The 17,656-nt window shown below is 31.8% G+C and carries 28 protein-coding genes and 1 other RNA gene; all 29 read left to right on the forward strand.

The annotated features are described in order from the left end of the window. The first annotated feature begins 7 nt into the window (after nt 1-7). The 29 genes from B7E07_RS09255 to B7E07_RS09395 all read left to right on the forward strand — a co-directional run bounded on the left by B7E07_RS09255 (nt 8) and on the right by B7E07_RS09395 (nt 17,656). Nucleotides 8-757, forward strand: a complete 750-nt coding sequence (locus tag B7E07_RS09255; protein WP_080845590.1) for a hypothetical protein — start codon at nt 8-10, stop codon at nt 755-757. A gap of 1,495 nt (nt 758-2,252) precedes the next feature. Continuing rightward, nucleotides 2,253-2,474, forward strand: coding sequence for a hypothetical protein (locus tag B7E07_RS09260; RefSeq protein ID WP_080845591.1), 222 nt, complete (start codon nt 2,253-2,255; stop codon nt 2,472-2,474). After that, nucleotides 2,471-2,758 carry a hypothetical protein gene (locus B7E07_RS09265; protein WP_080845592.1) on the forward strand — a complete coding sequence of 96 codons (288 nt, stop codon included), beginning with the start codon at nt 2,471-2,473 and terminating at the stop codon, nt 2,756-2,758. The genes B7E07_RS09260 and B7E07_RS09265 overlap by 4 nt, the downstream gene beginning before the upstream one ends. A gap of 83 nt (nt 2,759-2,841) precedes the next feature. Next, nucleotides 2,842-3,225, forward strand: coding sequence for a hypothetical protein (locus B7E07_RS09270; RefSeq protein ID WP_080845593.1), 384 nt, complete (start codon nt 2,842-2,844; stop codon nt 3,223-3,225). Between the two features lie 1,098 nt (nt 3,226-4,323). Beyond that, nucleotides 4,324-4,524 carry a hypothetical protein gene (locus B7E07_RS09280; RefSeq protein ID WP_080845595.1) on the forward strand — a complete coding sequence of 67 codons (201 nt, stop codon included), beginning with the start codon at nt 4,324-4,326 and terminating at the stop codon, nt 4,522-4,524. 62 nt (nt 4,525-4,586) lie between these two features. Beyond that, nucleotides 4,587-6,110, forward strand: coding sequence for a TOTE conflict system archaeo-eukaryotic primase domain-containing protein (locus tag B7E07_RS09285; protein WP_080845596.1), 1,524 nt, complete (start codon nt 4,587-4,589; stop codon nt 6,108-6,110). 295 nt (nt 6,111-6,405) lie between these two features. Continuing rightward, nucleotides 6,406-6,651, forward strand: coding sequence for a hypothetical protein (locus B7E07_RS09290; RefSeq protein ID WP_080845597.1), 246 nt, complete (start codon nt 6,406-6,408; stop codon nt 6,649-6,651). Between the two features lie 48 nt (nt 6,652-6,699). Continuing rightward, nucleotides 6,700-6,897, forward strand: a complete 198-nt coding sequence (locus tag B7E07_RS09295; RefSeq protein WP_080845598.1) for a hypothetical protein — start codon at nt 6,700-6,702, stop codon at nt 6,895-6,897. Between the two features lie 137 nt (nt 6,898-7,034). Next, nucleotides 7,035-7,346 carry a hypothetical protein gene (locus B7E07_RS09300; protein WP_080845599.1) on the forward strand — a complete coding sequence of 104 codons (312 nt, stop codon included), beginning with the start codon at nt 7,035-7,037 and terminating at the stop codon, nt 7,344-7,346. Nucleotides 7,347-7,485: 139 nt separating this feature from the next. Then, nucleotides 7,486-7,719 carry a hypothetical protein gene (locus B7E07_RS09305; protein ID WP_080845600.1) on the forward strand — a complete coding sequence of 78 codons (234 nt, stop codon included), beginning with the start codon at nt 7,486-7,488 and terminating at the stop codon, nt 7,717-7,719. A gap of 138 nt (nt 7,720-7,857) precedes the next feature. Then, a complete protein-coding gene (locus tag B7E07_RS09310) occupies nt 7,858-8,043 on the forward strand; it encodes a hypothetical protein (RefSeq protein WP_080845601.1) in 186 nt (61 codons plus the stop codon). Nucleotides 8,044-8,208: 165 nt separating this feature from the next. Further along, nucleotides 8,209-8,388: a hypothetical protein gene (locus tag B7E07_RS09315; RefSeq protein WP_080845602.1), complete on the forward strand. Its 180-nt coding sequence runs from the start codon at nt 8,209-8,211 to the stop codon at nt 8,386-8,388. Beyond that, nucleotides 8,377-8,443: hammerhead ribozyme type II (locus B7E07_RS09320), an RNA gene on the forward strand. Before B7E07_RS09315 ends, B7E07_RS09320 begins: the two co-directional genes overlap by 12 nt. A 32-nt stretch (nt 8,444-8,475) precedes the next feature. Then, nucleotides 8,476-8,673 carry a hypothetical protein gene (locus tag B7E07_RS09325; protein ID WP_080845603.1) on the forward strand — a complete coding sequence of 66 codons (198 nt, stop codon included), beginning with the start codon at nt 8,476-8,478 and terminating at the stop codon, nt 8,671-8,673. Nucleotides 8,674-8,735: 62 nt separating this feature from the next. Then, nucleotides 8,736-8,876, forward strand: a complete 141-nt coding sequence (locus B7E07_RS23625) for a hypothetical protein (RefSeq protein ID WP_176215143.1) — start codon at nt 8,736-8,738, stop codon at nt 8,874-8,876. Nucleotides 8,877-9,088: 212 nt separating this feature from the next. Continuing rightward, the gene (locus tag B7E07_RS09330) at nt 9,089-10,963 is read left to right on the forward strand and encodes an LPD29 domain-containing protein (protein ID WP_080845604.1); all 1,875 of its coding nucleotides are present in this window, start codon (nt 9,089-9,091) and stop codon (nt 10,961-10,963) included. Nucleotides 10,964-11,030: 67 nt separating this feature from the next. Then, the gene (locus B7E07_RS09335) at nt 11,031-12,632 is read left to right on the forward strand and encodes a DUF4942 domain-containing protein (protein WP_080845605.1); all 1,602 of its coding nucleotides are present in this window, start codon (nt 11,031-11,033) and stop codon (nt 12,630-12,632) included. 344 nt (nt 12,633-12,976) lie between these two features. After that, nucleotides 12,977-13,174 carry a hypothetical protein gene (locus B7E07_RS09345; RefSeq protein WP_080845607.1) on the forward strand — a complete coding sequence of 66 codons (198 nt, stop codon included), beginning with the start codon at nt 12,977-12,979 and terminating at the stop codon, nt 13,172-13,174. A 127-nt stretch (nt 13,175-13,301) separates the two neighbouring features. Beyond that, nucleotides 13,302-14,135: a hypothetical protein gene (locus B7E07_RS09350; RefSeq protein ID WP_080845608.1), complete on the forward strand. Its 834-nt coding sequence runs from the start codon at nt 13,302-13,304 to the stop codon at nt 14,133-14,135. A gap of 222 nt (nt 14,136-14,357) precedes the next feature. Next, the gene (locus B7E07_RS09355; RefSeq protein ID WP_080845609.1) at nt 14,358-14,555 is read left to right on the forward strand and encodes a hypothetical protein; all 198 of its coding nucleotides are present in this window, start codon (nt 14,358-14,360) and stop codon (nt 14,553-14,555) included. Nucleotides 14,556-14,593: 38 nt separating this feature from the next. After that, entirely contained in the window at nt 14,594-14,839 is a 246-nt protein-coding gene (locus B7E07_RS09360; protein ID WP_080845610.1) for a hypothetical protein, read from the forward strand. Nucleotides 14,840-14,885: 46 nt separating this feature from the next. Next, nucleotides 14,886-15,329 (forward strand): hypothetical protein, encoded by a 444-nt coding sequence (locus tag B7E07_RS09365; RefSeq protein WP_080845611.1) that lies wholly within the window; start codon nt 14,886-14,888, stop codon nt 15,327-15,329. Between the two features lie 32 nt (nt 15,330-15,361). Further along, the gene (locus B7E07_RS09370; RefSeq protein WP_080845612.1) at nt 15,362-15,739 is read left to right on the forward strand and encodes a beta barrel domain-containing protein; all 378 of its coding nucleotides are present in this window, start codon (nt 15,362-15,364) and stop codon (nt 15,737-15,739) included. A gap of 111 nt (nt 15,740-15,850) precedes the next feature. Continuing rightward, nucleotides 15,851-16,042 (forward strand): hypothetical protein, encoded by a 192-nt coding sequence (locus B7E07_RS09375; protein WP_080845613.1) that lies wholly within the window; start codon nt 15,851-15,853, stop codon nt 16,040-16,042. A 42-nt stretch (nt 16,043-16,084) separates the two neighbouring features. Further along, on the forward strand, nt 16,085-16,303 hold the full coding sequence (locus B7E07_RS09380) for a hypothetical protein (protein ID WP_080845614.1): 219 nt from the start codon (nt 16,085-16,087) through the stop codon (nt 16,301-16,303). Nucleotides 16,304-16,334: 31 nt separating this feature from the next. Continuing rightward, entirely contained in the window at nt 16,335-16,484 is a 150-nt protein-coding gene (locus B7E07_RS23630) for a hypothetical protein (protein WP_176215144.1), read from the forward strand. 41 nt (nt 16,485-16,525) lie between these two features. After that, a complete protein-coding gene (locus B7E07_RS09385; protein WP_080845615.1) occupies nt 16,526-16,723 on the forward strand; it encodes a hypothetical protein in 198 nt (65 codons plus the stop codon). 239 nt (nt 16,724-16,962) lie between these two features. Next, nucleotides 16,963-17,313, forward strand: coding sequence for a hypothetical protein (locus B7E07_RS09390; protein WP_080845616.1), 351 nt, complete (start codon nt 16,963-16,965; stop codon nt 17,311-17,313). A gap of 46 nt (nt 17,314-17,359) precedes the next feature. Further along, entirely contained in the window at nt 17,360-17,656 is a 297-nt protein-coding gene (locus B7E07_RS09395) for a hypothetical protein (protein WP_080845617.1), read from the forward strand.

Genomic DNA, 17,656 nt, shown 5'->3' on the forward strand with positions numbered 1-17,656 from the left:
AGATTGAATGAAGAAACTAGATAGAACAGGAGAGAAGAAAGTAAATAAAAATGGATCGCCTATGGAAATTGTCAAATATACTAATAATAAAGATATATTAGTTAAGTTTACTGATTCAGGGAATGTTGTAAGGTGCGCATATAGTTCATTTAGCAAAGGGTCATTATTAGACCCGAGCGATAAAACGGTGTACGGAGTAGGATATTATGGAGTCGGTCAACATATATCAAGTGAAAATCACAAAATGTCACACAAGTATAAAACTTGGCACGGTATGATGAGGAGATGCTACGACAAGGAATTTCATAAAAGATCCCCCATCTATGCTGACTGTGCAGTTGCGGAAGTATGGCATAACTACCAAAATTTTGGAGATTGGTATGATGAAAATTATTATTCTATTGACGGTCATATGATGCACTTGGATAAAGATATTTTAGTTAAGGGGAATAAGATTTATAGTCCAGATACTTGTATCTTTGTTCCTGCAGCTATAAATAGCCTGTTTATCAAGGTTCATGATGAAAAGAGGAAACTATATACCTGTGTTTACTATAACCCTAAAAGGTTAGAATACAAATACACCGCTAGAACGAAAGATAAATTCATAGGATCTTTCAAGACTCATGAAGAAGCAGCGAATGCTTATGTAAAATATAAGAATTTACTGTTTAGAGATAAAGCTTATGAGTATAAAGATTTAATTCCAAATAAATTGTATGAAGCGATGTTAAATTATAAAGTTGAAATAGTTTAATCTGTAAAATTTATACATATTTTTGTTAATCGTAAGCCTGTTTTGTACATATTCATATAAAAATTAGACGATAACATGGAAAATGATGTTATCGTTTTTTAATGTTCAGTTGATTGAAAGTATTGATTTAAAAGGGTTTCTAGCGTTTAGAGAGAGTAGATATGACAATGTTATCGTTCAAGCCTTGTGTACCAAGGGTTTGAGGGTTATTTTAGAGGAAAATGCGCAAATTAGAGAATTAAGGTAAAAACGAAAACGTTGATTTGATGCATGATGCATTCGTCCTTTTACGATTGCAGGACGATAGCAATTTAGGTGAAAATGGAGCGAAGATGGAAAAGTTTGGATAATTGTACAGTTGAGTGTGAAAATTTGAATGGGAAAATGGAAAAATAACTGTGCGGTGGAAATGGAAGTGCTAGGGATTTATTTCCATATTTATAACTGGTATTAAATGTAAATATAGCCCCCTATATTCTTCCATTTATTACTCATTTTCCATCTAGTCCACCTAAGCCTACCAAAAACCGCATCAAATCAAGCTTTCTGAAACTTTCCTCTAATATACATTAGGGGTAAGTTAATACAATTATTTCCATATATCCTTATTTTATCCTGTTTTGCTACCATATAACCAGCAGCTCAAACCTACATACAATCAGCCGTAATTTATCCTATAATATAAAACTTTGCTTTTATCATGAAATATTTATGTTTAAGCTATTGATCAGGCAAGTTGTATAAAATGTAAAAAATTTTACAATTAAGTTGTGTAAACTGTTGTACGATTTGTGTTTACTTATTGCAATCGAAGCTATAACATAACCGACTGGCTGCAACACTTTTTATATTCAACTATTAGTATCTGGTACTATATTTATACCTACTCAACTCACACTATTATCCATTCTGCATATTCAACTCTACCCTTAATCACTCACAATTCTTTATATATCAGCATTCCAGCACACTATACACACTATTCATAATCTACATATGTCATCTACTAGTATAACCTACTACTAATTATATTATGACTAGGTACTAATTTATTTCACTACTTACTCACATTATAATCCACACAATGTTGATAACTATTACTACTCAACTCATATCAGCAAACTTAATCAATGGATCACCTAACGCTACTATCACCTAATCAATCACACTCACTTACACGCACACAATCAACCTACACCAACCATGCACTCACTAGCTAACCTTACCTATACTTTGCTCCTTATCAATCAACACAACCAATCCTATACACTCTCAATTTATCATACTGTACACTAACCAACGGAAGGCAAGCAGCACACACAAACTGTATAATATAATTATTTATATATTAGAAATAAATTAACAAAACGGTATACAAACAACCTAATCTATGATACAATTTAGTTAAGTTAAAGAGAGCAACAAGCTTACATACTCAACGCATTTACTCACCAATTAATTAAAAATAAATTGCCATATTAGGAGGAATATTAAAATGAAGAAAATCGAATTCACTCACTTACAATTAGCAGTTAATCACGGAGAACAGTTTGGAGGATGGATCTTCCACAATGAGCAAGAGAACATTACTATCTGGTATGATGCAGCAGACTACACATTAACAAGTATCTTGCATGATTCGCCTACAAGTGGATCAATTAAACCTTGGAGACATTATCAAGAGGTATTACAAATTAAGGAGGAGGATGCAGCATGATTAAATTAAATCCTAACTTAACTAAATCACAGCAACTTAAAAGTATTGCACTAGATAGCTATAAGTCTAGTCAAAGTTTAATAGGCAAGCAGGTAAAGTATATCGGAGAGGATTATATTAAGAAGCAACTTACCACAGGCGATACCTACACTATATCTGATATCAGCAGTGGAAATTATGATTCATTTATTAAGCTAAAAGAATTAGCAGATACAAGATACTCGGAATACTCCAGGACAACAGTGCAGAACACATACAATATTGAAGAGTTTGAATTAGCTTAAATAGCAACCAAAAACAATTGAATAGATTATAATAAGGATAATTAAAACTACACATGTATCAGCAAAATAAGGAGTTGATAAACATGAAAAAGAATTTAAACAGAATTCAACTTGAATTAAACGAATATAATCATTTAACAATTAAGACGAACAATGGAGAAGTCACATTAACAAGATTCGAGATAGATCAAATTGTAAAAGCATATGATCAAATGAAGCAGGAAAAGGTAGCAGCAAAGCCGACAATTAGCATAGAAGATAAGATAAAAGAATGTAAGGAACATGGATTTAAAGTTAGAAAAGATAGAGAATGGCTTTGGTTAAGTGAAACCGATGGACGATACAATGTACAAGTTACAACTACAACAGGAGAAGTATTGACAAATAAAGATAAGGAAACGGAAGTATTAGAATCACTAGGTTTTCAATATTCATCTAACAAAATGAATTTTTATTGGATTAGTTAAATAGGAAGTGGAGATAGTTTTTCTTCACTTCCATATAAAAATAAATTATCAAAAAGGAGTCCGTCCAACATGAAATCACAATACATATCACAGTTACCACAATCAACTCAACAAGCCATAGCATCCGATTTAACACTCACACTATCACAGTTAGACTTAACACCAGCTGAACAAACAGAAGCCTTACAGGATGCTTTAAACAGTCGCTTATCTGATCTATCTGACCTAATCATTATAAAGAAATACATACACTAAAATAAACCTAAAGGAGACCTTAACCCATGCTCAAACTATCCATCTACAACTCACCAACTCACCGAACCACACAGACCTAACACTATTCGACCTATCACCTGAAGCAGAAGAAGCAACCGAACTATTTCACGCATTCAAACTATCCAAGGAAATCATACCAGATGCAGTATACGAGCTTATCACACAACACATGCAACCTACAGACCGTATTGTAAGCTACTACTTTGATCAAGATGATAACATGCAGCACATGGACAGGAAAACAGTGTTTGAATATCAGAGTCAATCATTGCAATTAAATTGAAATTGTAAACTATATAAATCAACGTAAGGAGGATATAAACAATGATTAACCTAACTAAACGCAATATCATTAACTTGAAGAAAGCTCCATTTGCTAACCTAACCAAAAGGGAAATCATCTAATAATACATTTACAATTGACTAGTGATAAGCTAGTCTTTTTCTTTATTTAGCAATCAAAAATAAATCACAAAAATATCAATCATTTCACTATTAAATTGGTATACTTATAATGAGGGATTCTTTAATTTATTTCCTCAATTCCATTTGCCAAATAGCATAATATAGATAAAATAAAGAGTAGAAGGTTTTATATTAAAAATAAATTAATTCACAAAAAAAGTGAAACCATTTACCTGTCTCATTCGTCTATATTATGTACGGAATTTTTCTGTGCAATTTTAAGGAGGTGCAAGCATGATAGATTTATATTGTTACTGGTTTGGGTAGTTTGTTTTCAGTTACATATCATAAATAAATTACATAATAATTTATATTTTAACAGTATTTCAAAATTTATTTTAAAAGGGGAATTAGTAAATGGTGAACTTAGACCAATTAGAACTAACAAACGATGACTTTTACTATTGCTATTCTAAACGAGTATCAAGCTTTCTAAGTTACAAAGGAATCAAATACATAAACAAAGGATTGAATCCGAAAAGCGGCAGACTGTACACACTATATTTAAAAAATTCAGCATTGCAAAAAGCCTTAAAGCAATTTGCTGAAGCTGAGTAAGTAAAAATAAATTAATTTAAAAGTTATTTTAACACGGGAATTTAAAGGGGAATTTATACAAAATGAATAAATTAGATGATGAGCTTTTAGAGCAATTAGTAAGTAAATTTAACCAGTTATTTATCACAAAAAGAGGTAAGTATCTCATACTTAATAAAAAGGGTAACTACTTACAGATAAACAAGAGCAGCAGTAAATTTGTAGCTTTAAACGATTTTCACGTAAAGAATCATTTAAAAGGTATACAGACGTTAGGAGTCTTTTCAGGTGACTTCCTAACAAAGTTTATATGTTTTGATGTAGATTATCATGATAATAGTTTAGCAAAATGGTATACATATAAAGTTGTAGATACATTAATCAATATTGGCATTCCGTCCGAATTTATCTATATTTCTACGAGTGGGAACAAGGGTTATCATGTAGACATCTATTTTAATGAAATGATAAGCCTTCAACTTCAGAAACGGCTTTTTGATCTAGTAATTGAATCAGGAGAGTTACAAAAGACTGAACAAGGACAAATAGAACTCAGACCAACTCAACAAGGTTTAAAGCTGCCTTTGGGTGTTCACTTTGGCAATAAGAATACTAAAACAAATAAATGTTGGTATGTTGATTACAATAAGAAATTAGAGCCAATTAAAAGCTATACATACTTATTAGAAATAAATCAAATTGATATTAGTATAATCAAAAATGTTCTTGGAGAAATTGAGGATTTAACTCTAGAAAGTATTCCAGTTAAAACAGATAAAGGCATGGAAATTGAATCTAATAAAGATTACTTTGACATAAATCATAATGAATTAGATATTTATAAAATTAACATTGATCCTGATGCAACAGTAGAAGCTGCCATTAAGCTAGAGGAAAACGGATTAACTTATAAAGGCACTAGACATAAAAGTATTATGCTATTAAGCCGTTATTATAGATATCTTGGACACACTCAGGAAGAATCCGAAGCGTTACTCATTGATTGGATGAAAAATCAAGACAAAGAAACATATACAACTCCAATAGAAGAATGTATAAAGGATATTAAAAGGGTTAATAATTACATATTTGATAATGATATTGGTTTAACAGTTGCAGACAAAGAAATTATAATTACATATCCAGATGTATTGAATATACTTAAAGCAAAAAATATGAATGATAAATTAATAGCTTATGCTTTATTAGTACATAGCAAAAGGTATGAAAGTAAAAATGGTGTATTCTATATGTCATATAAACAAATGGCAAAGACAACAGGATTAAGCGAGAGAACTGCAAATAGGACGATAAATAAATTAGAGGAATTAGGGATAATTGAAATTATAGAAAGAAATATTAAATCAGGAAATAGTAAAAATAATTTCAAGAAACCTAATAAATATAGAATGAATAAAATAGAAGCAGAAATAAGATATGAGTTAACATTAGAAGATGAATATATAAACGATGCTACTAAGTTTCATTTATTATTAGATGCTTCAGTTATGATACTATTCACTGTTGAGGAATTAAAGGATTTACTACCTAAGAATCAATACTTATCATATAGGAAGGCTATACAATCAGCTACTCATATGTACTAACCTTTTATATTATATAAATAATTCTATTATACGACAGTTGAGTGCCGTTTTAGATTAGGTGTGATTGGGAAAGGGTAGAGCGGAAAAGTTAAGAAAAGGGTGATAGATATATAAGTCTACACATCCAAAAAAGTTACACTTCCATCAAAAATAAATTAACTTTTCCCTTTACACCTATTCCGCTATCAATTATAATTAAATTAATTGAACTACTACTCATTTACCATTAATACTAATACATACCAACTAAACTAAACGAAAACCACAATCTCACTTAATCGGAGGTAAATATAATATGCAAACTCAACCTAACTATTCTGACGGAATCCTTAACACTCAGCGCATGATGATACTTACTGAATTTATTCTAGCTAATGATCTAGAGGATTTATATGTTCAGCACTTAAAGCAGCTAAACCAACAAGCCGAATGGGATCATTTTAAGCCAGTTATTCAGGAGACAATTGCAGAGTTTGAAATCACTGAGGAAGAAATTCAGGAGACAATGAAAGAATTATTCAAAGTTCCTGTAGCAATCTAGAAAATTGAGATATTATTAAAATAAAACCAAAATAAAGGAGTGTTTTTCATGGTAATCAAAATTAAAAGTACATATACTCATTCTCTAACAGTAGGTAAAGAATATAAGGTAGAAGATTTTAGAGTTAACACAAATGACGAAAATGAATTTGCTATGCTAATCGGCTGTGACGTAATTGACGATGATGGAGATCTTTATACTATTGTAAATTTTGATGAAGCTGAATACGAGGTTGTAAAGATGTAATCAAACTAAGAGGTTGCCAATGTGCAGCCTTTTTATTTTGATCATTAATTATAAATAAATTAAAACCGAAAACAATAACATACTTATTTCCTCTCCATCATATACTCTAACAAACAGCCACACAGGAGGTATACTAAATGAATTTAACTCAAAACGCTGCATATCAAGCTTTATCTAATTTCTTAAAGCAACACAAAGGTAAAAAGATGAAAGTTGCCGTACATGCTTATAATATCTGCTTTGAGACTAATCTTATCAACTGGGATTATCAAGACACAGGAGGTATTATTTGTATAGTGGACGACACTAACGCTATTGAAGTATACAACGGTAACAATGAAGAGATTACCGGATATACAACAGATCCAAGCGATATGTCTGTTTTCCCATATGTCGGTAATTTTGAATTGAAAACTGAGTATTCTTCGATTGCCTTTAGGCTACTTTAGGGAATTACTTTGCTCCTTTACTTTGTGTAAGGGAGTTTTTATATATTAAAAATAAATTGAAATATATGTAGACAGATGAAATTAACCTGTGATACAATCTAATTAATAAATCAGTTACATATCTAAAGGAGTGTTCTTAATGACTAAGCAAGTCGATCTATATGGAATCATTCTTAAACTTAATAAACTAGACAAACTGAAACAGCAGAAATTTGATGAAATCACTCAGCTTTCTAAAACTCATAAGTTTACTAATAAAGAAGTACAACAGGAACAAATAATGAATGTGGTCGCAGAGTTAAGGGATATTGAGGGCGAAATCAGTAGAATTCACGGCATTACAGTTGAATTGCCAGAAGACTTTAACATCTAACCGAGCCAGCCTAGTAAGCTGGTTTTTCTTATGTCTATAAGGCGATAAAACAGCAATTTCATAGTAGTATTCACAAAACCGTCACAAGGACATGTTACAATTATAGCCAATTGTATAGGCATAAAGGAGTGACGCTCAATGACCAATAAACGAACACCAGTAACATTCACCACAGACGGCTACAAATACACCATATACGCAACAGATAAACTTGTAGAGGTACATGTATCAAAAGGGAATAGCGGCTTTATAGGCAAAGGAAAAACATTTCATGAGGCATTGCGGCAGGTGAAAGAGGGAATGGAAGAAAACTCTTCTCAGTGAATGGGAAGGGTTTTTTATTCTAATTAATATATTAAAAATAAATTGAAATTAAGTATTGTAATTTGATTGAATAGGGATTATAATTAAGACAGTTAGAAATTACATAAAAATTGATTAAAGCAACGAATGTATTAAAAATAAATTACCTAATTGGAGGAAGTTAAAATGAAGGTTACAATTAACTCAGTAAACAGATACGAGGCTGCAATGGATGAAATTTTTGAGCAATTTGCAGAGGTTGAAATTGAAATGACTGCAGAAAGAGAAGCTCAAGAAATTGAAGAGTTTTCAGATATGATCTTTGAAGAATTAAACAGAGATCTTAACCCACCAAGTCGAAACTAGGATATATTCCTAGTCTGTCAGAGATGACCTTCTGGCACTGATGAGACAGGTTACATAAAAATAAATTAACTAAAAGGAGATTATAAAATGAGTCTATATACGCTAGGGCAAGAATTACTAAAAGCAAAACAAGTACACTTTGCTAACTTTCACGGTGATAATGACAAGCTTGACCGTGATTTATCTGAAGAAGCCATATTAGAAATGGAAGATTACTATATAGCACAATGCAAGCTTTACAATGATTGTGATGAAAATGATCCAGTATTAAATTGGAGGAACTGATCAGTTTCACGGCTGTTTTTTCCTTTATAGGTATTTAGTAAAAGGATAAGGAGGTTCATATAATGAAAGTATATGAGTTAATCGAACAACTAAAACAAATGCCTCAGTTCAATGTTGTAAAGTTAGACGATGGGCAGTATGTGAATGACATTAGTGAAGTAGAATCAGACGATAGAGGCTATGTAATCATTAGACCATTATAAACACCAGATCAGCAACGTTCCTTCACCTAGGAGGAGCGTTTTTCTTTATATAAAAGAAGGATTTTATATTCAAAAAACGTTTGACTAATTGAAAATAAATTGAAAAATAACTAGACAAATGGTAAAACTTCCTGTAAAATTGTAATTAGTTAAGGGACATTACATACAGAACATTAATTAAAAATAAATTAATATTAAAAGGAGAGATTATCATGTCAGTAGCTATGAAAATCAATGAGGAATTAAACGGAATCGAGTTATACTTTGATGGAAAGCCAGAAGCTGCAGTAAGAAATGATCTTAAGTCACACGGATATAGATTCAGCTCTTATAAGTCTTGCTGGTATGCTAAACAATCCGAGAAAGCTTTCAAAGTTGCTGACAAACTTACAAATAACAATGTAACGGAAATTGCCGCACTAGTTAATGAGAAAGCAGTTAAAAAGCAAGTTAAGAAGGAAACTTTAAGCCTTTGGGATGCTACACAGTGGGAAGGGTTAGAAGTTTCTCAAAGTGTTAAAGATCAAGACGCAAAGGAAATTGCAAAAGAGATCCGAGCACATGTAAGAAAAAGATTCCCTAACATTAAGTTTTCTGTAAGAGTGCCTTACTATGGAAGAATCAGTTTTGATATTAAATCTAGTCCATTTGAAAAAGGTTCTACATACTTAAACGCTGTTAAAACTTATTGCGTGAATTTATTAGACGCTTACAGGCATTGCTATAGTGCTGCAGATTCTTATACTGATTATGCTGGAAGTTATAATTTTAACGGATGGGTTGAGATTTGCTGGGAGTACACACAAACAGAAGTAACAGAAGAAGTTAAAAAAGATATGGCTGACTTTGATGCAAAATTAGCAGTACACGAACAAGCAGAAGAGGAAAGAAAAGAAGCTGAGTTTCAGGAGTACATGAAGCAACAAGAAATAAGAAACGCTGAATATAAAAAGCAACAAGAGGAAGAAAAGAAACAAGTTGAAAACATCTATAGCAGCATTGAAGTTAAAGAGCTAGAAGAAAATGAGCAATATTTTGTTATCGGTTCAGAGTTTGCAGACCTAAACAAAAATTGCACACTTGATCAGTACAAGGAAGAAGTTGAAAAAGGTGCTTATTCATTAGAAGACGTAAGAATAGAAAAAGAAATCCATTTTAACAGCCTAGAAGCATTAGAAAACTTCTCAAACATGTTACTAAATGACTTTGATTTCCTAGCTAACACAGGCGGCAGCTATACAGAAGATACTCGTATTAACTCAATGACTGACTTTTATAATATGAGCGACTATATTAGAACATCCGTTAAATGGTTCTTAAAAGGTGTAGCAATCTATTTTAACAATGAATTGCAGTTTGTTGTTGATTGTCAGGGATACGACTATGCAAGATATGTCGGACTAACTTCAAACGCTAAAATTGAAAAATCTGTAACAGTTGAGCAAGTGCAGAGCCAAGAGGAAAACACAGAATATAAGTTACAAGCTGACACACTGGCAGACATTTCAACAAGTGTAATTGATGAGCTAGACATTAGAACAACATGGAGCACTGACAACTGGAACGAATATAAAGAAGCTATGAAAGATAAGTTAAAAAATAAATTAAAGTTAACAAAAGAAATTATACAACAACTAGACATTGAAGAGCTAAAAGCAGCAATGTACAGACTACTACAAGAAGTTGACGGCATACAAGATCAATTTACTAATGCAGACATTCAGCAAGGTGAAAAGCTTACATTAATCTACATTTCCGATTTTGGAAGCATTGTAACAAACAGAATCACCTTTGACAGTGTAACTAATAGCAAGTATGCACAGTATGACAATGCAATTAAATTAACATTCACACCAGAGAAAAAGCGTAAATTACACTACAAATATTTCTATTCTACAATGTTAGTTTATAAAGGTTGGGTTTCACTTCCTAAATCAGTATTACATGAAGAGGAGCAGAGAAACGGCTTCACAATCACTAAGAGTAAATACCATTCTTGCGATAACAGACAGTATGACGAGATCCTATACTATTTTGAGCAGCAGGATATAGTACCTGTTATAAACACCTACAAACCGAGATTCTAATAGATTAGCAGTTTAACAGGTTTCTGCTATAACAAAAAGCCTGTAATATTCCAAGGAGGTTATAACAATGTTTAATGAGAATCCTGATTTTTTCCCGACTCCGATACAGTTAATTCATAAAATGCTAAATAAAATAGACTGGAAATCAGGCATTAAGTCAATTCTTGAACCCAGTGGAGGTAAGGGCGACTTAATAGAAGCAATTCATAACAGATTTAAAAATAGTCAATATCACCATAACAGAAAGAAATATGATATTGATACCTGTGAGATTGATCCTAATTTGCAAGCGATACTGAAATCAAAGGGACATAGGCTTGTACATGATGACTTTTTATCCTATGAGACATACAAGAAGTATGATGCTATAATTGCAAATTTCCCCTTTTCTGATGGCGATAAGCATTTACTTAAAAGCATTGAAATGCAGAGTCAAGGCGGTGAAATCGTTGCCTTAATTAATGCAGATACTATCCGCAATACTTACAGTAACACACGAAAAGACCTTATAAGAAAGCTAGAAGAGTTAAACGCAGAAGTTGAATTCATAGAAAATGCTTTTATAACAGCAGAGAGAAAAACCGGTGTAACAGTCGCATTAATACATATAGCAGTGCCTAAAATTGAAAATAACAGCATCCTTTTAGACGAACTGAAAAAAGAAGAGTTACATGAAACTAAAAACGAGTATAACAGCCGTACATTAATAGAGTCGGACTTTATACGAGGAATTGTTCAGCAATATAACTTTGAGATTAAAGCCGGATTGAAGCTAATTGAAGAGTATGACAAGCTTAAACCGTTAATGCTAACAAGTTTTAACGATAACAGTAACCCAGTATTAAAGTTGTCATTAGAATATGAGGATAAAGACGGTAGCAGCCTAGAGAATGCATACATTAAGCAGATTCGCTCTAAGTATTGGAAAACCTTATTCAGTAATGATCAGTTTATGTCATTATTTACGAGCAATCTGAAACAGAAATATTTGCAGAAGGTTGATGAGTTAAGGGATTATGATTTTTCATTCTATAACATTTATACATTAAGGATTGAATTGAGTAAGGAAATGACTCAAGGTGTCGAGGATACTATCATGGAACTGTTTGAGGAGCTTACAAATAAATATCATTACTATGATGAAACATCTAAGAATATCCATTACTTTAATGGCTGGGCTACAAATAAATGTTACAAAATCAATAAGCGTGTAATTATTCCATTGAACGCATATGACAGTTGGTCAGGTAGATTTGAACCGAATGGCTATAAGATTAAAGACAAATTAACTGACATAGAGAAGGCATTTAATTACTTGGACGGAGGAAGAACGGAAGAAATTGATATAACAGAAGCGTTAAAGATGGCACAGCATTATCAAGAAACAAAGAAAATTGATCTAAAGTTCTATACAATCTCCTTTTTCAAGAAAGGCACGGCACATCTGGAGTTTAAAGATATGGAATTGCTCCACAAACTGAATTTACATGCTGCAAGATCTAAGAACTGGTTGCCTCCTACATATGGAAAAACAAAATACAAAGACATGACAGCAGAAGAAAAGCAGACTATTGATGAATTCGAAGGTGAAAACTCATATAACAAAGTCATGAATAACAAGCAGTATTATTTCATTGAAACGAGTAAATTATTGCAGCTAACATCATAACATTAAAAATAAATTGATATAACAGGATATGAGGGAGAGTTTGCTGGCTTTCCCTTTTTTAAAAAATCGCTATAACAGAAACACTGGAGAATCACTGGATTTTTATTTATCTCAAAACTGCTATAACAGCCAAGCTAAAATATCACGGGCACTTTTTCAGAAAGGAGAAAATACAATGAAAACATTCATCCACAATAACAGTTATGTAATTTTAATTTGCGTATTATCTGCACTTGGTACATTTTTAGTCGGCACAACTTTATAGGAAAACTGATATAACACAAACTGTATTTTATCACCAGCCTTTTTTAACTACAAAATAGCACCTAGAGAGGAGTAACAGTATGAACCGTATAACAGAGATGAAAGTAACGCTATTCGGCATAGAATACACGCTAGGATACATAGAACAGACTGCTGCAGGTTACTTTGCTTATGACTATAACAATGAAATAATAACAGATAAAATGCTCATTTCAAATGCCGATGCTAGGCGGTTGGTTGTGGGGAAGTTTAATGAGGATCATGGAACGAGGTTTTAGTTAATAATTAAATTAAAAACAGATTAATCCTTAGAAAAATCTATATGCTAAAAATTTTTATTTTGGTAATATAGAACTATCAAGCTAAATGAAGGTAATACTTAAACAGAAATAAGGAGCAATCATTTTGTTTATATTGTTTATTTTAGTGTCTTTATCACTGTTAATTTTCACATCAATTGCAACTCTTAACTTACTTGGATTTCTTGGTGTTATTGTAATAATTATTACTTTGGTAATTCCTATTTGGTACTTTTTCAAAAAATATAATGATATTGATTTAAATAATCCTAGTAATTATGTGATCATGTTTTTTGGATTAATAGGTTTAATTATACTTACTATACTAGTTGCTCAAATAGTATTTAGTATTACAGGTATAGAGAGTAAAGAAATTAAAAGAGAAGTTGAAGAGGATATGCAAAGAAATGATTATAACAGCGCTATACGCTCGATAGAGAATCTTGAAGATGTGAATCATAAAGAAGCCGATAAAATGGAAAAAGTCGTCATAGCAGATTGGATAAATTATTGCATAGAAGAAAACGACTCAGGATGTAAAGAGGATTTTCTTAAGTATTATAATGATGATTACAGTGCTGAGTATGTAGCACATGAGATATTAGGCGCAGATGGTTTACAAAAGTGGATTGACGAAGTGGATATATACAAATATGACAGAGCAACAAGAGAGATTGAGAGTAAAAGAGATTCACCTCCATACGAAGGAATGGATGAGAAATATATTTCCGAAACAAGCTGGGGCAAGTACACAGAGAAGAAGACTAGCGAAAATAACCCTAGAGGAAATACCTATACGTACATTTGGATTAAGTGTGAATCAGGAACGCAAATATCGAGATATGCATCAGTTGTAGATGGAAAAGTTCTCAATGTAGACGAAAGCGAAGTAGCCGTTGAGGATATTAGTCCTCATATGAGATCTTGTTTAAAGAACTAGTAAAACAATGTTTTATAATAAGAAGTTTGTGAAAGGTGATTATGAATACCTATGTAATAAGGGTTTCTAGTCAGTATGATTCACAAACTTTTTGTTGTTTATGGATCGTAAATATTTTCTTATATATTGAAAATAAATTGAAATAACAGTTGAATATATGGGTTGTTTAGTCTATAATGTTAATTAGATAAAGGAAATACATACCAATAAGGGAGTGGGTAAATGAAGACATATGTTATCAATTACATTGGCTTTCAGGATGAGATCAAAACAGCTAAACTAGAAGCTGAATCTTATGGTAAAGCATTACAGAGGGCAGAGCATGTTATAGGTGCAATTAATGAAACATTTGAAACTGGCAAATGTAGGTTGCTGGGTGTTGCTGCAATTAATGGATTAGAAGATTGGACAGATGATTAAATGAAATTTCCCTCTCATGGGATTAAGGAGAGAAAAAAATGTGGTTAAGATTCATTAAAGAGTTTATTTCGGATGATATATTATATAAGCAAAATTCATTGGAATATGTTGAAGATATATTTCTTGCCGAATGGTTAGTGACAAATGAATATGTATTGCCTCAAAGCATACCAATGAATGAATATATTCCAGAAAGCGAATGTTGTATGCAGTGTGGTAAAGAGACAGATCGTGACGACAGCTTTTGTAGCAATTCCTGCAAAAAATATTATCTTATCGGGTGATTTATTCCCGTAAAACTTCTCTTTCATGAGAATGTAGGTGGTGAAAATGGTGTTTAAAAATAAAGATAGAGTTTATATGAATGGTAAAGGATATGGGACATTTATTTCTTATGGAATCAATAGCAATGATGAAGCTATTGTAAAATTCGATAGTCAAAACTCAGAAGAAAATGAATTTGGTTACAATGTAATTCCTTCAATTCTACTTAAACATGAAGAAAATGCCTATATTCAATTAAAATTATCTAAGATAACAGATGGAATTACCGGAGAAGTTATTAATATTAAGAATATGACTGGCAGGTGGTTTAGTTTTCAGAATAAGGATTTAAAACTTGGCAAGAGTTTAATTTTTAAAATTGTTGATGAGACGTTTGGCTACTGTAAAGTTGGCACAATCTTATCGATTGAAAGCAAGGTTATTAGGAAAAGGGATTACATATTTGTTACTACTGAAGATAGAGTGTATCAATTATTAAAAAGACAATAAATCAGGTATTTCATTTAGAAAGGAGTATGTTAATGTTATTAACTAAAAATGATTTTAAAATCGATCAAATTGTAGCTTGCAAGCACGCAGGAAACAAAGCCAGATATGATAAAGGTTACACTTTAGGTAAAGTGAAAAGCGTTGGTAAAAAATATGTTACAGTTTCATTCAGCGATGTAGGTAAGGGTATCCAGTTTACTTTGGAGGATAGTTTTGAAAGAGATTATTTAATACAGAAGTCTAACACTATAGGGGATTATGAATTATTCCCAAGTGAACAAGCTTATTTAGATTATGAAGAGAAGAATAGAAAGATAGATGAAATTGAAACGAAAGCATTTCCAAGATACGGTCAGTCAAACCTAACTATTGATCAAGTAAGAAGAATATATGAAATTGTTAATGAATAAAAATGAGAATTCTTATTAGAAATGCAGTTGGTTAAGTAATTGAGAAACTATTTATATCGAATTAGAAACACTAAGAAGAAATAAAATGAACATTTTAAAGGAGGATGCAATATGAAATTTGAAATTAGAATCCAATGTGCATGTGGGAATCAAGAGACAATTGAAATAAAAAGATATATTGATGATGAGTTTTCGTTACAAGACAGTATCAATGAGTCTGTATACTTTAAAGCAGACCAAAGTTATCCTGATGCAATCATGGTCGAGTGTGACTGTGGGAAAAGAGAAATTTTAGGTACTTAATAAAGTAACAACTTGAATCAGAAATTTAAGAGGAGTGTAGAAATGGAATATATGAATGATAAAGAATTAGCTGAAGTTTTTGCTAATCACTTACCTATTGGAATCGAAGAAACTGAAAGGCTAATTGAGGGAATCAAGAAAGGATATATGGTTGGGAAGGTGGATTATGTCATAGCTCTAGAGTCCAGAGACAGGGCTTTGAATGAGTTAATCAGGGAGAACAGATGGTTAAGGAATAAATTAGGATACCCAACAAAATAACTATATTAATGGAATATGAGGAGTGAAAACAATGAATGACGATAAATATTTAGTAGCACTAAGGGAAATTGACACTCATATAAGATCGACTAAAGATCCTATAGAGCTTATTGTCGATACATTGCTTAGGACTTTACCAGAATATGAGGTCGATGAGGAAGACATTAAAGATTGGATTTGAAAATAAATTGATTAAATTAGATTAGATTGGAGTTAATCAACATGAGAGATTGGTTACTAAATCCTTGGATTTGGACAACAAAAGCAGAAGAACATAACAATTCATTTGTAGCCGGAGAAAGTGTTCCTTCTGAGTTAATGGCTAAAGGAGAATCAGAATACTTACCAAAGCAAGAATGGATCAATAAAGGTTATGTAAAACGTCAGGAGTTAGTCATGTTTGCAACAGAATTAGTATAGGAGGGTTAAGAGTGGGATACCTTGTAGCGGCTGCTATATTACTTGCTGGATTGATTGTTGTAGGATGTGGAGTTAAGGTGTATCAGGATGAAGTTGAAGGTTTTCTTAATAAGTATATATTGTAAATAAATTGATTTAACAATTGATAAAATTAATGGGATTTAGTATGATTTACATATGGAAGAAGTTGCATAAAACAATGAATTTCAAATTTTATAATGGCAAGGAGAGAGGTACTCATGATTAAAGATAAAGTTATCAAATTTGGTTATGGAACAGTTTTAGTAGGGTCAAATGAATTGCTACGGACTGTAGAATTGGGCTTTATAGAGCTTCCAAATGAAATAGGAATGATATATAAGCAAAGTGATCTTGGTGACACTGTAACAGTGGATTCAGTAAAATTTAAGTATGATGCTGATATGCCAGACTTTTATAAAGAGTTGGAGAATTTATCTGAAAATAACCCGATAGTTGAATTTAGAGGATTTACTTTTGATTTCACTAAATACAATGAGGAATCAGTTAAAGTAGTTAGGAATGGATTTAAAAATGCAATCATAGGGTTTAGATTGGCTTTAGCTTTTTAATAAATTGTGATTTTTATAAAAATAAATTTAAAGGAGAGAGTATAAGATGAAAACTTATGTTGTAATTGGAGAATATGGGAAATATGAAGAGAAAAGACAAGAAATACTATATGCCGGAACAGACGATGCGAAAGCTAACTCTGCTGTTGAAGGTATGGAGTGGGATTATATTGAGATGCAAGTATGGCTAGATGGATATGTTATTAAATCATTTGAGCGAACAGATAATAATTGGGTCAAATTTTTCGACAAGAAAGAAGAAATTAAAAAGACGGTAGAGAGACTTAGAGAAGATCTGGTGAGCAATGAATTGTTATTAAGTAAGTTAGAATCAGATAATTAA

Origin of the sequence: Cytobacillus gottheilii, from assembly GCF_900166665.1 — a bacterium.
Lineage (GTDB): Bacteria > Bacillota > Bacilli > Bacillales > Cytobacillaceae > Cytobacillus > Cytobacillus gottheilii_A.